Origin of the sequence: Olivibacter domesticus, assembly GCF_900109575.1 — a bacterium.
Classification (GTDB): domain Bacteria; phylum Bacteroidota; class Bacteroidia; order Sphingobacteriales; family Sphingobacteriaceae; genus Olivibacter; species Olivibacter domesticus.
Map to the genome: position 1 here is coordinate 2,269,633 of NZ_FOAF01000001.1, position 23,033 is coordinate 2,292,665.

General features: G+C 42.9%; 6 protein-coding genes. 2 read left to right on the forward strand and 4 right to left on the reverse strand.

The window, feature by feature from the left end:
* Window positions 1-10 precede the first annotated feature (10 nt).
* Both BMY50_RS09905 and BMY50_RS09910 read right to left on the reverse strand, forming a co-directional pair.
* Entirely contained in the window at window positions 11-3,049 is a 3,039-nt protein-coding gene (locus tag BMY50_RS09905) for a SusC/RagA family TonB-linked outer membrane protein (protein WP_238383710.1), read from the reverse strand.
* Between the two features lie 180 nt (window positions 3,050-3,229).
* Window positions 3,230-3,985: a hypothetical protein gene (locus BMY50_RS09910; RefSeq protein ID WP_093322998.1), complete on the reverse strand. Its 756-nt coding sequence runs from the start codon at window positions 3,983-3,985 to the stop codon at window positions 3,230-3,232.
* 578 nt (window positions 3,986-4,563) lie between these two features.
* Here BMY50_RS09910 and BMY50_RS09915 point away from each other — a divergent pair.
* Together BMY50_RS09915 and BMY50_RS09920 are read left to right on the forward strand one after the other, a co-directional pair.
* Window positions 4,564-5,109, forward strand: a complete 546-nt coding sequence (locus BMY50_RS09915; RefSeq protein WP_093323000.1) for a dihydrofolate reductase family protein — start codon at window positions 4,564-4,566, stop codon at window positions 5,107-5,109.
* A gap of 107 nt (window positions 5,110-5,216) precedes the next feature.
* Window positions 5,217-5,567: a DUF2200 domain-containing protein gene (locus tag BMY50_RS09920; RefSeq protein WP_093323003.1), complete on the forward strand. Its 351-nt coding sequence runs from the start codon at window positions 5,217-5,219 to the stop codon at window positions 5,565-5,567.
* 172 nt (window positions 5,568-5,739) lie between these two features.
* Here BMY50_RS09920 and BMY50_RS09925 read toward each other — a convergent pair whose 3' ends face one another.
* On the reverse strand, window positions 5,740-15,288 hold the full coding sequence (locus BMY50_RS09925) for a Tc toxin subunit A-related protein (RefSeq protein WP_202907778.1): 9,549 nt from the start codon (window positions 15,286-15,288) through the stop codon (window positions 5,740-5,742).
* On the reverse strand, window positions 15,278-22,912 hold the full coding sequence (locus tag BMY50_RS09930) for a SpvB/TcaC N-terminal domain-containing protein (protein WP_093323009.1): 7,635 nt from the start codon (window positions 22,910-22,912) through the stop codon (window positions 15,278-15,280). The genes BMY50_RS09925 and BMY50_RS09930 overlap by 11 nt, the downstream gene beginning before the upstream one ends.
* Window positions 22,913-23,033 lie beyond the last annotated feature (121 nt).

Consider the following 23,033-nt stretch of genomic DNA (forward strand, 5'->3'; position numbering starts at 1 on the left):
TCATTATGGCTTAAAATCCTACGTTAAGTCCGAAAACAAACAAACGATTTAAGGGTTGATCAATCACCCCTTCACCCTCTGGATCAAAATCTTTCAAGCTACTGAAGGTGTGCAAATTTTTACCTGATACATATACCCTTAAGCTCTGCAACTTCAATTTGCTGAGTGCAGATGATGGAAATTTATAACCAAATGTTATATTTCGGATCTTTACATAAGAAGCCTCGCGCTCAGTAAGTGTGGTTACATAATTCGAGTTTTTGTTGGCATTAGGCCGTGGATACTCATTAGTAGGATTTTCAGGTGTCCAATAATCAATTTTGGCACCGTTCTCCAAACCGTTCCGTTTATATTTAGCGTAGTAATCAGAACTGATCCACTGACCAACGCGTGCAACAAGCATAATATTTAGATCAAAGCCCTTAAAGCTAAAATCATTGCTTAAACCCGCCGTCCATTTCGGCACACGCTGACCGATGATTGTCCGATCGAAGGCATCAATTTTTCCATCATTATTAAGATCGGCAATCTTAATATCACCAGGTTCCGCATCATACTGAGCAGCCTGCTCCTCTTCTCCCAATTGCCATATACCTATTTTTTTATAATCATAATAGATTTGGGCCGCTTGTCCTACAATAAGCGATTCGCGGTAATCATCTGCAATCACGTTGCCATTCGGCAAAGAAACAATCTTTTCGTTGTTGCGTGCAAAAGTCAGATTTGTATTCCACGAGAATGTTTTATTCTTGATATTATGCGAGGTTAAACTCAGCTCTACACCCTTGTTCTGCGTTTTTCCGATATTTCGGTTGACAGTTGTTACACCAGTAGAAAGTGGTAAAGTATAAGGGAATATTAAATCATCCGTTTTCGCATTGTAATAGTCAATACTTCCTGTGATCACATTATTAAATAAACCGAAGTCTAAACCGATATTGAGTGTTTTTGTCAGCTCCCATTTCAAGGTATTATTACCAATCAGACCATTAATCACGTAGGCATTGGCTGCATTCGCATCATTAAAAGAGAAATTCTGAACCAGTACGGAATTCTGTGTAGCATAAGGGCTGATTACATCATTTCCCGACACCCCGTAACCTACACGCAATTTTAAATCGCTGAAGGTTTGTTGGTTCTTCATAAAATCCTCATCAACTATCCGCCAGGCTGCAGCAGCTGAAGGGAAAAAGGCCCATTTATGCCCCTGCGCTAATTTAGAAGACCCGTCATTTCTTCCAGTCAACGTAAGTAAATACTTGCCTTTATATCCATAATTAACCCGTCCGCTAAAAGATAGCAATTTACTTTCTACATAGCCACTTCCATAAAATGGATTCTGGTTGGCACCGCCAATATTATAGTAATATTGCGAAGGAAAAAGCTGGTTATTTCCACCAGCAAAACTATTGGTATTTGTCCACGACAAGTAACTGGTAACTCCCGTTAACTGTAGAGAATGGTCATTAAATTGTTTATTATATGTAATCACATTTTCCCAGCTGATGTTACGATCCTGGTTATTGGTAATGGAAGCCTGCGAACGTGAACCTTTACCGTCGATTGTGTTTTTGGCGTAAAAATTACCTGCTTCTGAAGTGGAGAATATGGCACCGAAGGTAGACTTTATAGAGAGGTCTTTTAAAGGTTTTAATTCGATGTATCCGGAAACCGTCGCCCTATTTGATTTCGTATTCCGTTTATATGCATCTGCCTGCTCATCGGCCAAAGGATTAATTAAAGTTCCCTGTAGTGGGAATATATTTAGTTCCCCATTTTCGTTATAAGGAAGTCCTATTGGAGCAATCTTCGAAGCCTGATTCAGAGGATCTCTTCGGATATCATTATCAATGTGCGCAAATTGGGATTGCAACCCGACAGTCATCCAATTATTGATCGTTTGATCGATGTTCAACCTTCCCGAATAACGTTTGTACTCGTCCATTTTAAGCAATCCTTTTTCTTGAAAATAACCGCCCGAAAAATACACTTTAGTATTCTTTCCACCGCCACTTACACCAATCTGATGATTTTGCTGAAACCCATTATGAAGTAACTGATCGCTCCAATTAGTGAATTGTCCTTTCTGAAAGGCGTCTAACTGCAATGGATTAAGAATTTTGTTGTCATCCGCAGGTGAATTCCATAGACCCACAGCACGGTAGGCTTCCCTGCGAAAATCAACATATTCCTGACCTGTCATAAATTCACCATAACCGGCCACTTGAGATACACCCGCATAAGCATTGTAACTCAATTTCGCTTTCTCGTCGCTACCTCTCTTAGTGGTGATGATGATAACGCCATTCGCTCCCCTTGAGCCATAAATAGCGGTAGAAGAGGCATCCTTTAATACTTCGATCGACTGAATATCATTTGGATCGACATCTTGTGCAGCAACGCCTTGGATACCATCGACAATGTAAAGTACATTATTGGAACTTTCCGGATTAGCAATAGAACGATTTCCCCTGAGTTGCACCGAGGCCCCTTGCCCTGCATATCCGTTGTTCCTTGTAATATCGGCGCCAGGTACCTTGCCCTGCAATGCCTCCATGGGTGTGGTAACGGGCACCTTCGTCAGCTCCTCTCCTTTAACAGATACCACTGCCCCGGTAAGGTCGCGCTTCTTTACTTCACCATAACCAATCACTACCACCTCATCCAATGCCTCCGCACTTTCTTGTAAGGATATTTCGATACTTGTTTGATTAGGAGCGACCGCTATCTCTCTAGAAGTATGCCCCAAATGATTAACAAGTAAAACCAATGTTCCATTTGCAGGTAGGTTTAGCGTAAACTGGCCAGCAGTATTGGTAGAAGTTCCTAATTTGGTGCCTTTTATTGAAACGCTAGCGCCAGCAATAGGCACACCTTCTGCATCTTTTACTATTCCCACTAGCTTAGATTGCTGCTGATACAGTATTGCATGTCCTTTGAGGCCATTGGTTCGACCAATACTTGGCACAAACGCTATCATGAATGCAATGCCCTGTAAAGCAGATAAAAAGAAGCTACGTACTCTAAATTTTTTAGGATAATTGACCATATTTATTAACATATAAATGGAAGTGAGTAAACAAACTCACTTTCGGTTAGCTTTAATAGGGCCAAGTTAGATGTTAAATAAATATTGAATATATATGAAATTTGCATCTTATTATAGCATTTTAACCTGCTAAAAAGAGGCTTTATACTTGGATTTGTTGGTAGCAGCTATCCTAGCTTATCATCTTGAAAAAGCAGCTTTCTCCTTTTCAGTTTTTTTCTTTTTCCTTTTTTTCATAAATTCTTTCGGCTCCCAGGTATAGGTATTAAAACGATAAGCGAGGTCATAAAAGATGCCTACTTGAATATTTAAGGAAGTCAAAAAATGTGCCCATGGTCGATTATAATTATGGTGTTCTTGCTGCTCCATTTTAGCTACATAGACGGGGTCATATTCTTCTGCATTAGATTTAAAAACCTTCGTCTTTTTTGTTGGGATAAAGAGCCCCCCATTTAGATTAATAAAAAGACGCTCAGCAATGGCCATTTTTGCTAATCCCATTCCTATATAAGGGCGGACTTTACTTAGTTCAGCATGATAGAATTGTTCACGTGGATAACCTTCTACCCTGGATTCGATGAAAGTATTCACTTCATGCTTCATAAAATAATACATTCCGGCAGAAATAAACCATTTGCGTGCCCACCAGCTATTCTCGCCAAATAATGGTTGCCAATCGATATTCAAACCGGCATTTGCCCTTTGTGGCTGATAAATTAACCCTTTATAATGTTTTCTTATCTCAGGAAAATAATTTGCCTGCACGCGTACATTAAGATCGTCTTTTAACGGCAGTCCCATTTCAAAGCCTATTCCAGGTGTGCCTAATTGCAAACCGGCCGAACGTGTAAAAGCAGTATGTGCAGGATATCGACTCTGTGCGGAACTACCAAGTATTAGCACATTAAAAAATAGGAAAAGTCTAAGATGCTTCATAATAGGATCAAGAAATATCTTATGAAGATAATAAATCCAAGATCATCAACAAATTATACAACATTTTGTTATTAAGCTAGTCCAGAAATGACAGATACCTTCTTATTTTACTCTTTGCGATTTTTTTCTATACCAACAGCGTACCTGCTCCGACACTTGTTCGAGGCTCCTTCGACAAGTCTTCGACAGCGCTTCGACAGATCTCCCCCTATTTGTCGAAGCGCTGTCGAAGAACACTGGGAGAACAGTCGAAGAACTATCGGAGCTGGTATTTATCAGATAATGCGCAGGTATCCAGTAAAACAGACCAAAGCTCGAATAGTACTCGAGCAGCAGTTTCGCCCGAGATGATTTCGGTTCTTCTTTTCTTTAGAAATCTACGACAATTGTCTACGACAATTTCCGATGAATTCTTTTATAGAATGGCTTAAACATTAGGGAGAGGTGTTGATCACGGAAACCTGAATGCCAAAAATGAGCACTTGCAAAAAAAGCTAATTTAACTAAGTTTGGGTATTAGTAACCATGTTAAACAACAACAATCGGACATAATTGCATCTAATTATAAGAGAAAGAATATGAGAAAGTTTATTATGTGGAACCTTATTACCCTTGACGGTTACTTTGAAGGTAATCAAAATTGGGACTTAGCCTTCCATAATGCTGTTTGGGGATCAGAACTTGAAAGGTTAAGCATTGAACAATTACATTCAGCAGACTATCTTGTTTTTGGACGTGTAACGTATGAAGGTATGGCAGCTCATTGGACAACAGCAAAAGGAGAAATTGCCGAGCTAATGAACAAAATACCCAAACTTGTTTTTTCTAAAACATTAAAATCGGCTGATTGGAATAACACTACGTTAATTAAGGAAAACGCTTCTGCCGAAATTATGAAGCTTAAAGAGCAAGATGGTGGAGATATCTATGTATTCGGTAGTGCAAATCTTTCGGAAACGTTTGTAAACGACAATCTATTTGACGAATACCGTATTGGAATTGCGCCTATAATTTTGGGTGGTGGAAGACCGCTTTTTCGACAGGGAATTTCTTCCAAAAATTTAAAACTCATTTCAACACAACCGCTTACAACAGGTGGTGTAGTATTAAAATACGCAAAGTAATTCAAATGAAAGCCTTGAAGTAAACAGAAATTCCAAAAGTTGACGAATTTGATGGCCACGCTCAATGCGGCCGACTCGAAGGAATTAACGTTGATAAACAATAAAAAATGGATAATACGAGAGTTTACAAAATGTCTTTTGCTAGCGTGTATCCGCACTATATACAAAAAGCGGAGAAAAAAGGTCGTACAAAAGCAGAAGTAGATAAAATAATATTTTGGCTTACAGGGTATGATGAACAAACTTTCCAAGAACAACTTGTTAATAAAATTGATTTTGAAACGTTCTTCGCTCAAGCACCCCAAATTAACCCAAATGTCTCAAAAATTACTGGTGTAATATGCGGATATCGCGTGGAAGAAATCGAAGACAAACTCATGCAAAAGATTCGCTATTTAGATAAATTGGTCGATGAATTGGCAAAGGGAAAGACGATGGAAAAGATTTTAAGGAAGTAAGGAAAAACAGATCTACATGCCCAGTATTGCTGCTAAAGAGGCAGCAGAGCTGGCACCACTTTTAATTAAAAATGTCTTTACCGGCTTTTAGATCGAAATAAACGACTCAATTGAGTTTTTCAATCTGCAAGCGGTAAGATTGATTTTGGAGATGTTATTCAATAAAGTTTAATTACCAGCTCAACTTTCCATTAAACGGAATCAAGAGAATAATATCCAGTAGTTTCGTCTGATCAATTTTACCATTGATCAGCAATGTCTCTGAAACGCCTTCCGCATACAGTGTCCAGGGATTACCCTTTCCCGGAACCAGTTGAGGAACTAGAGGATCATCGCCGGATATTGGCAACATACCATCATCGGCTGTCCAGCTCTTTATTGCATTGTTCAATTTGAATGTCGGCAGATCTCCGGTATACCCCTGTTGCATCACCGGAACCAGTCCGATTTCACCCTCATCATTTCCCAACTTTACCGAACCCTTATCTAGGTTTGCAGGATACATTTGCGCAAGCAATTCAAATGCCAGCGCGTAAACATCATCCACCGGATGCTCACAAAAGTCAAACCAAGCGGTGCTGTATAACTGGCGCAGACTAAGATACTGCCAGCCTTTGTAATCGGTGAGTGGTGCGAGCGCTGTAACCTTCGAAGCATAAGTGCTTCCCCCATCTTCCGCGGTATATTCTACCGTAATAATCACATCACTGATGGAACGAAGGGAAAACGCATTGCTCGCCTGCGGGATACGCAGGTTCCAGGACGATATCGCTCCCGTTCCTTCAAAAGGCAGGTATTGTTCATCGTTAAAATTCAGCTGGAAAACACCCGCATCGTTGATACCGCTAGAAATAATTATTTCCTGATTCGGATTCCAATTAACACGTAAAGAGCCATCAGTTGGTGCAGCTTTATCCGGTAGCCCGAGCAAATATTCTACTGCAGCAATATTCGGCTTTACAATTACCGTATTACCCATTTGTGTAAGGGTTGCATGTATACTTTGATATGGCCCTACCACTGCTGGGATAGTGATTGAAAGTGATTTTATTTTCCGGTTATAATGGCCGGGAAAGTCCAGGTCGTAATTTAGCTCATTCAGATCAAAGTGGCAATTACCCGTCGAAACGAGTACCAACAAAGCCCGTGGATTGTTCTGGCGCATCGACCAGATTTTGCGTATTTCGAGTTTACGGTTATTACCACTTATATACGCATTTTCCATCTGCTGTAACGCTAATGATAGCGCATCGCCTGCCAGTAAGCCTTGATAGCCGGCATTCCATGCGGTCTGGTTGAGATAGGTTTGATTCAGGTTGAGCTCGTATTGCAAAGCCGTTTGTGCGCTTTGTGCCAGCGACCAGGCCAGTTGAAACATTTGAAAATACAATGTAGAAAGCTGGCCTGACATCCAGTCGTAAAGCTCCTCATTGGTAAATTTAGTTTGGAGAAATTGATAGACCTCCTGCGATTGCTGCCATTGTGTTGCTGTCAGCACCATCTCCCTTTGAGCTGCCTGAAGCGAAAAATCATTGGCCGCAATCTGCGCCTCGATTTCCCGTATCTGGTTCGACGAAATATTCAACTGCATTTCCCACTCCTCCTCGCGTCGGTTAAACTGTGCCGTCTGGGAAGTCTGTTGCGATCGTGTTTGTGCTATCTGTGCTCCTGTATCAAAAACACTTGCTGAGGCATTGAAACTTTCTCCCGGATTAAATCCCCCATTTGCTAAACCAAAAATGTTTGGAAGCAGCAGGGAAATTGTAGCAGCACCTTTAAGCGCCACACCTACCTCTTGTAAGATTTCAGCATTTGCAAGCTGATCAAGTGCTACTGCTTCTTCAAAATTTATTGATGTTTTCAGCCAACGTTTATAAGTATCTTGAACATACTTCGCATTGTCAAGATTCGCTTGCAGCCCTTCTCCTAAGTATTGTAACTGGTTAATCTGGCTCGCTTTTATCTGCCCGGATAGGTTGTTCAGTACAAGCTGATAACCCGCCTGTAATTGCGAGAGTTTTTCTGCATCTTTTTTCTCCAAGGCGACCAGCAATTCACTACCTAAACGCGCAACCTCCGCCGTAACGGAACGTGCTTGCGCCATCATATAATTGAACCGATACCAAGGCACAACCGGAGATGTAGAAGAGGCCATCGTATTTATAGTATCCCCTTTCGCTACAAGAGATGCCGCCGCTGCAGGGTTAATCGGCGAGGCGTACAAAGGGATCGCATTCTGCGCGCCACTAATAGAAAGTCCATGACGGATTTTGTATAAACGATCGACCACCAGCTCCCAGTATTTTAACAACTGCTTATTGCTTGGAATACAGTAATAAGCGTCCACTATACTCTGAATCTGCTCTGGCAAGGTAGCATCCGCTCCAAGTCCCGATAATTGATTCTCCACTTCAATAAGAAAAGGTGGTACCTTCCCTTCTCCATATTCAAGTTCCATGCTGTTATAATTCACCGTAGGCTTCGTTTCTTCTGTAACTTCTTTCACCGGCATTCGGCCCAGCAAGGTGGTTGCAAGCGTGTAACGCATCGTAGCATCGGAAATGGTTTCCCAAGTATTTTGGGTAAACAAGGAATCCCCCCAGCTGATGAGGTTGTCCATATATCGCATAAAAGTAGCTTTCTGCCAAGAATTCACACGCAAGCGAGCGAGCGTATCCGGATCAAAGGGGTCGTATTCATACACCGCCATCTGCAGTGACGCCGTATAATATTGCGCTGGTTGAAAGAACGATTCCTGCCAGGCATCTCCATTTAGGATATGATAGAGTGATTGGGCGTTAATCCGGCGGAAAGGACGGAAATTCCAGAAGTTGCTATTGAGCGACAATTGTGGATAATCCTGATATATTTGCAGTAATTCTCCTTGCGATAAGGCATGGTCAAATAACATAACTTCGGCAATAGAACCATCAAAAAAATTGCTATTCGCGTCGACGGAATTTCCGCTTCCAATCGTCAATAGCCTGGCGGTGTTGACTATATAGTTTTCACAAATGACCTCCTCTACAGTAAGCGCAATACCATTTATAAATACTTGAAGGCTTTTACCATCGTAGGTTCCCGTCACGTGGATCCATTGACCAGTGCCCACATACAGTGGGGAAATCGCATTTATCCATTTCGAATCAGACGTACCCATAGTGAGTATTAGACTCCATTGTTCATTCCCTGTACCCCAAATAGCCAAATGAAAACCCTTATTTTCGGATTGCGAGCAGACCACGGAATAAGCCTGGCTATTAGCAGGGACAGACGCCAGGTTTATCCAGGCAGCTACTGTAAATTCAGGAGAATTGAGCGCTTTAGCATATGGAACAGAAAAGTAGCTGTTATTTTTCGGGTCGAGTTTCCAAATCTCTCGCGGCTTGTTCGAGAAAAAAGGTGTTTCTTCGCTGGAGGCAGTCGGGCCATTTGGTATAGCCGCCTCTCGCCCAGTCAAATTCGGAAACTGATCATTAAACGTTCGGTTCAATGGCCAGTAAGCAACTGGCGTTGCCTGATTGGTCGGATCAAAAATATACTGATACCATTTTTCGGCTGCCGGATATTTATTCGCAGTGCGTAATTTTTCAGCGACATAATAAGGTGCATAAAAGAAAATTTCCCAGAAATAAGCACCAAAAGCTCCGGAGAAGTTCATGAGATCTGTTTCAGGAAGTAGTAGGTTTGCTCCAGCGACCACAGGAGGTTTCTCCTCTGGTAAATACTGCATTGCAGGTCTTAACAAGGTATTCACTCCACCTTTGGCTAAAATGTGTATTAGTGTTGGCAGCGTATCGGTATTGACGCGTATCAATTTCATTTTCGCCTCTTGATATTCATTAACGGGCGACTGGGAAAAGTAAATATTCAAGTGTCTATTGCTCATGTAATAGTTCGGCATCAGACATTCAGATAAAAGTGCCGACTCAAAACAGGGAAGTGCTAGATAGGATTGCTTCCGTACGTTATAAATAAAGCCTGCTGCACTATTTCCCAGTCGCAACATCTGCTCCTGGCTGGGAGCCATACCACTAGACTGATATTCATCCAACAACTCTTCCGTCGAAAGTGGATTTTCCCAGACCTTTAAATTGGCAATAGAGCCAGAAAGCTGTGAATAGCTATTATTGTTTCCGTTGTTTTTTCCTATCGTTAGTTGCGGAGAGGATGATACGGGCGAATAGGGTATAGTATAAGCCGAGGAGGATGATATATCGACAGTAACTACAATTTTCGACTCAGAATTTACTGTAAGGGCAACGAAGTACCATTTCCGCTCATTTGCATTTCCGTATTTGATCTGCGTACTTATACCATTCTGTATGCCTATGCCAAACTGGAATTTACTATCTTTAATAGATATATCCCAACCACACTTTGAAGTGCTATTCGAAGGAAAAATGAAAGACAGCAGATTCTGATTTGTAGTAGGAGTTTGCAAATAGACCCAGCAGGAAACCGTGAATTTAGTAAGGCTCTGATATTTATCCCAGGGAATGGTAGCATACAGTTCGCCATCAAAAAAAACCGGCTTTAATGTGTTGTACAGCGAATTGGTTCCCGTAAGTACCGTTGGGCTTTTGGAAAAAGTTCCCGGCGCATCTGTATAAAGGGACTTGATCGTTGTATCCTCTACCAAATTCATATTCATCAGCATCGGCCAAAATGCGTCGGGAACTTTGTAAGGATTATCTATTTCAGCATCATTGCCCAATGTATCAGCAAAAAAGACCAGACTCGTTTCATCATCCAGAGGTAGCGTAGCATAATCAATAAAAAAGACGTTTGATTGGTTTATACTTAATTTCCAGGTATCGACTTCCATAGTATTGTTAAGCGTATGAACTTCTAGAATGGTAGTCACATTTCCCTTCCGAATATACGCTCTTTTTGCGGCCAAACGTAACATATTCTGATAGTCAGCAGCCGCAGGAATCATTTCGGAGGTATCCTCTTTGGGGGGATTTTTTTCCATAGAAGAGGGACAACACACCAGTGGACCATAAGTAACCAGAATTTTTTCACTCTCTGTATCAGTGGACGGCAAAACCTGTACCTTTACTTCTTTCCAGTTTCTTGCTTTATAGAATTTATCCTCGGTTTGGGAATTGCCCAAACGAGCGCCAACAAAATAGTCTTCATAGTAATTAATCGTATCTATCCCGATTGCCGGACCAAACACATCTACCAGGATGTCTTTTACGAATAATATGGGTGCTTCCCATTTACCTGAAAAATTCCGGTAGGAGTAGTAAATAGCAGCATAAACGGATGTATATTTGTTGCTGTTATTATCTGTATCTATAATTTCTGTTTGTTCTACCCAAAATATAAACTGTCGCCCAAATGCCACAACAGTTGACACATAATCAGCGTTGATTTGCAAGTTAATTTCCTGCCAGGGCCCAAAATGCATATAGGTCGCATCTTCAAATGGAGCCTTCCGGTCCAAGGCAGCAGTACTGGTAACAGCAAGCGCAGTGCGCGAGTAGAAAACAAAAGGCTTCTTCCTTGAACGGCCAATGAGATGGATCGCTTTTTTCTCATCGTCTTCCAACTCACCCGCAAGTGCCAACGAAAAAGCAGCAACATAACCATCCACCAACTCAAGACTAGCCACTTCATTAATGGTTTCCAAGTAGTTAGTTAGCGACTGTTTTACATTTTCATCGGTGATTTGTCCTTTTGATACGTCACTGATAAACGTTTTGAATGCAGGGCTTTGGAACTTTCGCAACGCGGGGTCAACATAATTTTCCGGATATAGATATATTTCACGATTCGTCTGCCAAACACGGTAGTTACTCATCCACTCCCACCAGATTTCGGGAATCTTATTTTCCGTGCCCGGTTCCAGATTGTTGATGATTCGGTTTACGTACAATTGCAAACTGTTCATGGCTGTTACCATCCAAGATATTTTTACATCGGGCGACATGCTTACGTCAATGAGCAGATACTCATAAAGATCCTGCTGACTTTTCAGCCTGTTAATGCCTCTCTGCAGTTCCCAGATCAGCCAGTCGCAAAGTACTGTTCGTACTTGAGTAGCATCACGGATTTTTAAGGTTTCGACAGCCGATGCCCCCAATTTCCCTTCCAGCATTGCCAAAGTGGTCACAGCAGAATCGGTATATTGTTGCCAATATTGGTCGTTCGTTCCTACGAACAGATTTTGCACCGAAAGTCCACGCAAAAGATTGAGTGTAGAAATATCGGTTCCGATTTTCTGCTCCAATGTCACAACATTGGCGAGCTTACGAAGACCGCCAACAGTATTGAAGTTGATAGCAGCAAAATAGGGTTGATTAACAATAGATTCAAGCTCCGTAAGATTCCAGCCTGTCATCTGCGATAGTAAAGCAAGTTGATCGCTGGATGGCGTATTGGCACCAGGGTCGTTTGCCTGCCGAAAATAATCCAGTAATCCATTTACCTTGTTGCAGCGGTTTTGCAATGATTTGTAGTCCGTCAGGGTTATCAATTGTTGCAAGCTCAGAAATTGAGTACCGTAGGATATGGATTGACCCCCGATCAACTGCGAATAGTTAAGCATAGCGCTCACTTCCTGTCCAGTAAGTTTAAGCCAGCGGGCCATCGCCGTATTGCGTTGTAAAACCGACAAATAATTATTTAGGATGTCCGGTGCTTGGCTGCCAGTATTCAGCAGCAGATTCACAAAATACGGATACGGCTCACTCGATGGGTTTGAAAACATACTTGCATTGTTAACTTCCCGAGAAGTTAAAAAACAAATTCCCGCCATGGTATCTACACTTACCGCAGCAAGCGATGCTATGGCTTTAACCACTAAATGATTTTGAGCAGTAAAGGTTTCTTGTAAAACCTGTAGTACATCTTGCTGATCGCCTTCCGAAGGTAAAAAATCTATCAGCTCCTGCGGAAGTTTCGGATCATCCTGCAATACCACACCGTCGCTATCGATAATCTCTGCCTGTACTAGTTGCGTGTAGATACCTTCGGCAGCGGCAGCGTCAACCCGATCGTTGACAAAGCTCCCGGAACTAAGCAATACCTGCTTGCTTGATTGCATCATATAATCAAGCGCTTTGCTGATTGCTGATACATCGAGTAGTTGCAAGCTTAGGTCTGGAGCGGCAATCGAAGTGAGGTAAGACAACTGCTTCATGGTAAGACACATTGCTTGCATCCATTCGGCTATTTCTATTAATCTGATTACCTCTGAAATCTTCCAGGTAAATTTGGTATCGCTGATTGCACTACCTGCAATTAAACTTAATTGAATAAAATCGGGCACGCTTAAATCGAGCATTTCAGCAAAACGCGCAATACGATAAAACCGGGATAATAAAGAGACACTAAGTGCAACGGGACTTCGAGTAACATCCGTTTTTATAGTCGACTGAATAATTGCATACAGGTCTTGAATGGAAATCTTCAGTGCAGCTGCCAACTGATTTGCTAACCTGTCGTCTTGTGACCCGACTGCGTCGAGATAAGCCCAATGTATTACAGGAGAAGTAAAGAGCGGGTTCAACGTATATGTTGGTCGGTAATAAGTAGGTTGATCCGGATCTGTACTGTTTGCCATTAAAGGTGGTCTGTTAAAGACACGATCCCAAAGCGCCTGTGAATCGGTCTCGTTCCCTCTTCCGTAGGTTTTCATCTCCGACCAAAAACTGCTCAGTTCGTCGATAGGGATTTTGTATTTCTTTACTAGCCCAGCTACCTGGCCGAGCGATTCAATAATTGCCTCATTGATTGTTGATTGTGTAGGGATATTCAAGCTATTCACAACCGTTTTTAATAACCAATCGAGTTCACCGAACGACCAACCTGTTTGTGCCTGTAAGCGAATATAGACAGCGATTTGTCTTAAAACCTGATCCGAAAGGCCTACCACTTTGGGGTCTGCAAATAAATTTAACAAGGGATTGTCCTGTGAAACTGTAGGCTTAGCGATGCCAATAAATTGACCTGATGGGAGCAAGTTATTTAAAAACAAGCCGTGTAAGATAGTGGGATTTAGTTCAGAAGTACTTCCAATAGGCACCCCCTCATAAAAAGCTGTTTCGTAACCACCCGTTGCGTCGTAATGATAAGGTCCGAAATCATAAGCCGTTTTGCCAGTCTGCTCGTTTAATGGCCAGTAAGCAAATAAATGAGCGTCCGTATAATTTTGCAAGCGGAGGTACATCATTTTTCGGATCAAATCCGCTGAACGGGCTTCTGACCAGATACGAAGCTCTGTAATTCCACCATGAAACGATGAAGCCCCTGAAATATAACCGATGCCAATTGAGGAGTTGTTTATCTGAATAGTTCCCGACACAGGGTGGGTAGAGTCGGGCACTCCATTGATATAAATCGTATTTTCATTACCATTCCTCGTCCAGGCGATATGGGTCCATGCGTGTAGGTTAAGTTCGGCCACCGAACTAAATCCGTCCGCATCTCCATACTTACATCTTATGTTTTTATTAGCTAAGTAAAAATAAAACTCCTCTCCTTTGCCTTTACCTATAATAGACATGTTGGTATAAGTTGAAGTCGGGTAAACCCAGCATTCAATCGTAATGGATCCTGCCAGTACAGCATCCGGAAAGGCTACAGTTTTAGCATCTTGACTACCTTTATCCTGCATGACATAGCTTCCACTTCCTTTTTTCAGCTGCTGATAAATGAGCTCTTCCAATTGATCCGGGCTAAGTCCAGTCTTTTGTAAAAAAACCTTTTGATCCGTTAAAGCTTCGCAAACTGCCTCATCAGAAAGGGTTTCATCATGAAATCCGTATAACTGCGTCAGAGAGGCTTGATAGGAGCCTGTTACCAGGGATAACTGTTCGGGTGATAAACTCAATGCTTCCGCCGAAGCAGCAAGTGCAGGCGCTTCAAGCAATCGGTATATAGAAGAAAGGCTAGTTCCCAATGCCTCCAGTCCGCCACGAATCGTATATAAAGAAGAATTAAAGGGTGTGCTAAACGGATAAACCCTGGCAGCCATTTGCTGCATCGGATCGGCATTATGTAAATAATTTACTTTAAGATGTTGGCAAATGACTTCATTTACGATATCTAGATAGGCTATTTCCGAATCGGAAGATCTACAATCTAAGGGCATGGTCCATAGATCGGGCCGACGATATCGTAAGGAAAAAAGCGTTTCTGGTGGTGGGCTTACATATTGCGAAACCACCCGCATCAAATCCGTAAAATACGCTGCCGGACCGAAAATACTCTGGCAATCCTTACAATCACAGGTAAACATCGGACCGAAGAGCCGTTGATAATCAGGAATACCTTGCTGAAAAATGGCATTTATCTCTTCCCCCAAAGGTTCTGCAACCTTCGCTGCCACCGTTTGGGGTACACCGAGCGCCAGTTCAAAACTTGCGCGACGGATACGTTCAGCATTTCCGAAAAGCTGGGTACAGAAGGCCCTTGGAGATTCTATATTGCTAAGCTGGGATAATGCCGGCATCACTTTTTGTGTGAAAGCGGATTTACCGGTAGCGGCAATATGATGGGCACTATGAAAACCCAATGATTCCAGCACCGCCGCAACCTTATCGTCTGGATTAATTTTCAATAGACGCTGACGGGTGCGTAAGCTTTGCAGTAGTTCCTGCTGATGAACATCCTCCGGCCAGTTATATTGAGCAAGTGCATTGGCGCTAAAGAGATCAGCAGTTTGCAGGTCGATCTGGGGGTTGGCAGTAAGGAAATCAGTGATCATTTTTAGATTCATTTGCAAGTTTATATTTTTCGTTGAATTTGGCAAGCTTCTTCCGAACCCATTCCTCATGAAAACGGTCTTTTGCTAGCTTTTTCCTTTCCCGTAAGCCTTCATTTTCTGTATCATATCCTGTCTGCTCATCATCGGCTATGTTATTAAATACAACTTGTTGTTCATATGGAAGAAACTGTACCAGTTTACGATTTTCTGGTTGACTTAGCGCTTTGAATAAAGCAACCTGCTTCCTACCCTTGTCAGCGCTCAATATGTAACGAAATGCCTTACGAGCGACTTCAAAAGTAAAGTCTAAGCTCTTTTTACTTACAGCATTAAGAAATCCTTTAAAAAGTTTTAGCGCACCATGCTTACGCCACTGTTCCGCGACAGAAACGATTGTCTCAAGTTTAAATGCATACCTCTTCTGATCATCGGTTTTAAGGCCACCAAAATCACCCCCGCTGTGTAAGATATCGGCAACTTCATGCCCCTCTTGTTCGCCTTTAATCCCGGGAAGTATTTCACGGTAATCGTTTGGTGATTCACCACCAAATACAAACGGAGCTCCACGATTATAGCGAATATGTACTTGATGATCGTTGTTTTTTACAGTAACTCCTTCATTTTTAGTGAATGTATTATAAACTATAGAATGTGGTTCACCGAATTCCTTATTTATTTGATTGTTTATATCTGTAATTTTATAGTCGTTCGATTTTTTTCTCTTTGCCGCTGGTTTATCAGTTCGGTAGCTTTTCCTTTTTTTACCCAATACAGCCTTATCCGAGCTTGTATTTTCTTCTGGCGTTGCCGGAATATGATGTCCTAATCGTTTTGCTATTCTAGCCGAACGACGTGGCCATACTGTTTGATTCTTACTCATCCCCGTCGGATCATTATAATTCACCGGATTACTGCTCACATATTCATACAGATTAGGTCCGTCCACTGGCCCCACGGGGTCCGGGCTCATCCAACGGCTTAACCAACAAGCATAGTAACGTGCGCCGTAATAATAAAGGCCGGTTAAGGCATCGCATTCTTTAGCACAAAATCGTAGCTCTTTGGCGTCGGCTTCCAGCTGGCTCCGCGCCAGCGTAAAGGCCGTTCCTCCATACACATAATATTGTTCAAAAGTGAGGAGCGTTGCCTGTTCATTCACTTCCATTGTTACCGAATCGAGCGGGTCACATAACTGATAACGATATTGAATATCACCGACCGAAATATTCCTTTGTACCGAAGGCACGATAACCCAACGATGGGTAATGAGTGCGGGAGCGTTGCCATCTTTTAGCACAAGGGTATGCTTTTCGGATTGCAGTTTTGCCGGAGCAGGAGAATCGACGCCACCGGATGCCGTCCAAGTACGCAATTGTTGGTAATTACCCAGGTAAATTTTTTCCGTGTATTCAATTTGTGTTCCACCATTTACCACGCGTTCGCTTACTTTCCGAACCCGGTTTCCGCTGCTGTTATACTGATAATATTCGGCATCATTCAAGCTACAGACTTCACCCGTTTCTGGATCCGTTATTTCACGGGCAATCATCACCACACTGGAAATATGATTGAGGTAATTCCAGTTAACCTGCGCCGTGCTACCGGGATGGAGGGTCAGCATATTGCCATTCCCATCGTATGCAAATGATGCTGAACTGCCAGAAGAATTTCCATTAGCGATACTATTTAAGCGGTTGTTCGTATCAGCAACCGTTATTTTCTGCGTCCAATTACCGCTGGCAGCCTGATGTTTTTTCAAGATCAGGTTATCTCCAAAATCATAAGCAAATTGCTGGGTATAATTTTCCAACTGCTGCAAATCGGCGGTATCCGGTGCTTTGGGAAGCGGGATACTGGCATCGATGGCGCCATTTCTTTCTTGCTTATTCAGTCCGGGCAAGGTGCGCCCCGTGGCACGGACAATACGGTAAAGCGGGTCATATCGGTACCGGTTGTAAGGCTCCATTTTCTGATTTTTATGGAACACCACAGACGCATTATTATCCAAGGTACTGATAGTATGGCCCGCCGGGTCGTACGTATAATAAATATCCTGTAACACGGCATTTTCTTCCATAGGGTCAGTTATTGTTCGTGTAGTAACGCTTCGCAGGAGCTGTTGCGTGCAGGCATCGTAAGTATAGTTCGAAATTACGCCGTTCCCGTATATCACCCGTGTATGTTTCCCCTGGGCATCGTATACTATATCGCTGATAACGGTTTGCCATTCTTGCGGATTGTCAGCAACGGCATCCATCAGTTTTTGTTTACTACCCTGTAATAAACCGTTGATATCATAGCTAAAGACATGTTGACTGCCATCCGGCAAGGTTTCAGCAATTAGTTGCCCCTGCGCGTTGTATATGTTCGATTGGGCATAATAAGGTTCACTTAAGATTTTCTGTCGCGCTTGCTCCGTCCAGTTTGATTCGGTTTTATAATCCGACCGTAGATAGGTTTTTCCTCGTAAAGGTGCTCCGGCAAGGTCATATATTTCCACAATTGATAATCCAGATTCGTCATAATCCTGATAGGGTTTCCCCATGAGGTTATAATTGGTTGCATTTGGAACCGTTTCTCCATAAACCGTTAGCTGCACCCAATGGGCAAGTGCATCCGCTTGGTCTCCCCCACTCACATACAGACCCAAAGGACGCTGCAGGTTATCATATTTACTGTCGGCTTGAAATTCACGACTGTCCCATGAACAGACTATATTGCCAGCCATATTGGTGAGCGACCAACGTAAACCGGCATCCGCACTTTCCGATTGCAGTACCTGCCCGCCTAAGCCATATTCGCTACGGAAATTGAACAGGAATGTTTCCTCCCGCACCGTTTTCAAAAAGAGGCGTGGATCGGTATGGTACAATTGCCGTCCTTGAATATCATACAGGCTCAGCGAAGTCATACAGCTTTGCGCGAGGTAATCTTCCAGGGTTTCTCCATTATCGGGAAAATGCTGTAGAAAAGTTTGATGAAAATCGGATTGATAGGGTTGAAAAGTAGGTGTAACCCAAGCTACTGCATCATCCGGGTTTTCTTTCGCCAGGTAACCGAACTCCAACAAAGCAGCCCAAGTTGCTTGCGGTGTCATTGATCCAGTTACTTTTTCCGGAATAGTATCTTCGCTGATCGCGCCCAGGTTACAAACGATGGTTCGGATCGAGTTACCCAAGTTGTCAGACACAACAGTGGAGGGTGTATTATAGCAAGGCAGCGCGGCTTGCAACGCAAATAATTCCGCTTGTTGCCAAGCTTCGGGCTGCACCGGATAGTTTGCCATAAACCATTGGTAATAGGGCGAATCGGGCATGGTATCGTTAAAATCGTAGGAGCTTGTTTCCCAAGGCGTATAAACTGTTTTCGAGAAAAAACCTTTCGGTGAATCTGTTCGCACAACCCTGCCCACCGGATCATAATGAATTACTGTAGGAGGTGGCACGAGCTTTTCCTCAATTATCTGTTGTTGATCTTCAACATAAGGTGTCGCGCTGAAATAAGCTTGGTATTGTTCTACCGGTAGGCCCTTATTGTTGTATACGGTATGCCCACTTACCAACCAACGTTCTTGGTTTGAAGTATCAGATGAAGGATTAACAAGCGTACCGTCCATTTTGCGTAAGCTTACCTCACCAGGACTCATTTTGGCTTTGCTTTGTAAAAGGGCGCCTAAGCCATTGCTATATGCAATGTTGATAGGCATTTGCAGGTCGTTAGCTGTCCCTTCCACCGCTTCCAGCTCTTGTACGTGTATGGTACGTGTAATGCTGATCGCATTAATACCCTGCCGTCTGTTTTTCCAAGCAAATAAATCATAAAAAAAATAGCTGGTTGCGCCTTGCAGGTACTTGGCCGGATTGGCAATGACATCATCAAAGGTAGCTCCCGGTTGAATGGTGTATTGATCTATCGGTAAATCGCCGCTCTCCGTTCCATTCACTTGTCCGTAAACGGTGGTAGCGATTACCTGTCCTAGGGGGTCACAGAGCACTTCGGACGCATTATTATTGGCATCGACGCTTCGCATCGGCGACATGCTCTGGTAATCATATTCATAGCGTTCATCGAGCGAAAGCGTCGTAGAGAGAATGGATGATGTTTTGGTAATTAATAACCAGTAGCGATCATATAACACCGTTGTACATCCATTAAACCCGTTTTCGTCCAACACACTTTCATCTAGCAATCCGGTAATCGTTGCTTTAGTTTGCGATGGCATATAAAACTTTGTGCTATCCCAATTGTACAGCTGCATCTGTCCGTAATTCCACCAATAGCCCTGCTGAAGCACATAACCACAACGAAGGCTGAGCAGCTCATCATTTACTTTATCACCGAACGATCGTTCTATCTCATCCGGATTCAGTATTGCTGATTCCTGATGGTGCAATAAAGCCAGTTCATTTATTTCTCCATAAGGCAATGCAGTTATTCCATCGCTGTTCCAATAAACCTGCCTGCTCCAGCTGAGCAGTCGACTCCAAGCTTGTTCGGGAGGCCTATCTGTTGGTCCTACCTGCTGCTGTAAAGCAGTTTGGATTTGCGGTAATAAATCAGCTCGCGTAAATGGCGCATCCATTGGCGCTGTTATGCTCCCGATTTCATAATCACGCGACTGCCAGTTTACACCTAGGTATTGCCAACAACTATTCGAATCTGCTGGATTATTATTTATGGTGTTAATATACGTAGCTTCATTTAGCAATAGACGCAACTGTTGCTGTTCTGGATAAATGACAGCGCTGGTTACGTTCCTACGTGGGAAGCTGATCGTTGCGCTGAGCAAAGGATGGCCATATTCGTCCATGGAAAGCACTAAATGCTGACCAATACGTGGATCTTCAGGATTACGATCATAGGTATAACTCAGCTTATTCACCTCTACTGGCATTACACTACAATAACGCCCATCCAGCCGCGGTTGCACCAGACATACCTGTAGGGTAGACATCGAAATTGTGTAGGGATTTTCCGCCAAAGAAGAATGGTCTGCGGCGTACACTTCCGCGCGAATAGGATGTCCTGTTAAGGATGCATAGGCCTGCCTTACAGAAAGCGCGTCCTGATTATTCCAGACGGATTCCAATTCAAAGGCAACGACAGCCCATTGCTGCGCGTCGCCCTTGTAAAACTGGTTTTCATATTGGGTGCAGATGGCCGGTGTCTGTTCATAAGCGCCGGTAATAAACCAAGAACGTGTATAAACCGGTGGCATCCATAAGTTTTTATCCAATAAGGCCGCTGCTTCCGGATGGTTTGTAGCAGCGTACTGAAACTGCTCATACGTTTCGCAATCCCAGGTTTCTACAAATCCAAAACCACGAAACTCACGTTCCAGTGGGTCGAAATAGCCATCATGATACCGGTACCGTTCCGTATAAACCGCATCGGTAATCTGATCGGTTGTTTTGCTTTCGCTTACTACACTTACAGCAATAGGTAGGCGTGTTGGCCAGATCCGGCCCTCCTGTTTATCACGTAACTGCTCAAGAACAGATGTGGTATAGGTTAAAGATGATAATCCCCCCACGCCATTATCAACGGTTTGCAGTAAATAGGGTTTCAGCTTATTGCTGAAATCGTAATACAGGTGTTTCACTTCTGGGGCCGTTACCGTAAAAATAAGCGAAGTGGTACCGTAACCACTCACATCACCGGCTGTTATCGCGGTAATAGCAGAATATGTAGCCGGGAAAGTTACGTCTATCGGCGCGCTAAAAGAGTTACCGTTCTGATTGAACCAGATGCGGGCATATTCCGGATAACAATACACCATGTCAGTTGTACCGCTGCCATCGGCATCAATTAAAAATACCCGTCCTGCATCAAACGAACCATCGATGAGTGGGACATTTGCAAAAGTAATGGCTTCACCAAAATGGCCATGACCAAGACAAGGCCAAACAGTGAGGTGCCCATTACGCAAACAAAAGCGATGTGATAAACCATCCCCAAGAAAATTGGAAAAACCGGTTAGCTCTTCTGCTCCATGCTGTGTTGTCATGGGGAAATGGCTGGGAATCCAGGAATATGAGGCCTCCTCGAAACCGGCTTTACCTTCAGAACGATAAAATTTCAATTGACTATTTTCAGCAAATAACAGGTCACTGCGACCCGTTCCGCTGAGATCCGTCATCTCTTTTTCAGACGATAAGTCTTCGACAGGAAAGCTGTAGAAGGGCTGAAAGGATTTCCAATCCGCACATGCAGTATGTTCAAAAAAACCATTGCTTAGACCATCACTCATGACTAAGTCGAGTACATTATTCCCATCCAATGAAGTAAGATTCGCTTGTCCAGCTTGCAGATTACGAAAAATCGGAAAGCTGTCCAATACACGCATCTGCGCATATCTTCCATTGCCGAGTGGTGCTAGGTAGCCTACAAAGGTATCACTGCTGTATAATAAACCGTCCATACCAAGGCCATCAAGATCAACAGGAATGAAACCCGATGAATTGAAATACCCAGGTGCGTCGGCCTCGAGCAGTTGCCAGGTTGACGCAAGTGGATTAAATTCCTGATAGGTTAATGCTGTTGTGGGTGTATCCGCTATCCACAAAGGTTGTTGGGGCTGCGTACGGTAACCGCGATGCATAATGCTTTTTACGATGCTTATTCCCGAAACGGGAGTTGTATCGTATGTTGGAAGCAATGCGGTTGTAGTAAAAGGAACACCACCATTTTCTTCGGTAAAATGATGTCGTAAATAAATACCTTGGCAAAGTCGTGCGGTACGAATCTCAAACCCGCTTTTATAGCTACTAAAGGGGTCGGTACGAGCCGTCCAGACAGTTGGCGTCACATCAGGATTATCTTTATCCAGTTGCCCGTAATCAAAAACAACTTCAAAAGCAAAGAGTTCCTGTTGTACATTATTTTCTGTTATAAAATAATTTCCATACTGAATGGTGTCTGGATAACGTTGCGAGGTAAAATTTCGATCTTTATTATAAACCGTATCCGGAATATTAACCGTATCACCAGGTTTATAATTATAAATAATTTTATTTCCATGCGCATCATCACTCATTTCAATGAGCCATTCGAAGATTTGATCTGGATTTTCAGGATTATAAATACGGCCATTATCGGAAACGCCATAGAGACTGGTCACATTATTTGCGGTGACCACTTTCCAATAACTTAACTGCGTAACTGTATCTGTCCATTGCTCAATAAGCGCAAAGCCGCTCTCCAGACGTGGACGATAAGCGATAATATTCCAAATTGTACCTTCAATAGTATGTTCGTATGCTGATTTTATCCATCCCTGTCCAGCTTCCGTATATTTCGGGAGCAATTCGCCGGCGCTGCTAAGAATAAATACATCCGTAGGATCATATCTTGGAATGCCATTACTGGTTTTTCGCACTACCGAGTCCAATGACACGGAAAAGCCCAACCCGAATAAACCATTGCCGGAACCTGAACTGTAAGACAAATTAATAGCCGGAGAAAAGCCGCGTGCATCTGGCAATGGAAAAGGAACAGAAAAACCACCTGAACCTGTAAATGATTGCGCTTTGAAAGGCTCGCTAATTCCGCGTAAGGCTCCACCACCAGCAGGCATGGAAACCTTAGGAGCAGTGATTTGGTTTGAATCGTTTCGTTTATTCATGAATAAAATTCAGGTATATAGTCGAATATCAAATTCAGATAATTTAATGGTTCCTATTCCTGTAAACAGGACTTGATCAAAATTAGAATTATAGAAGCAAAGCTCAGTGAATAAACTGAAT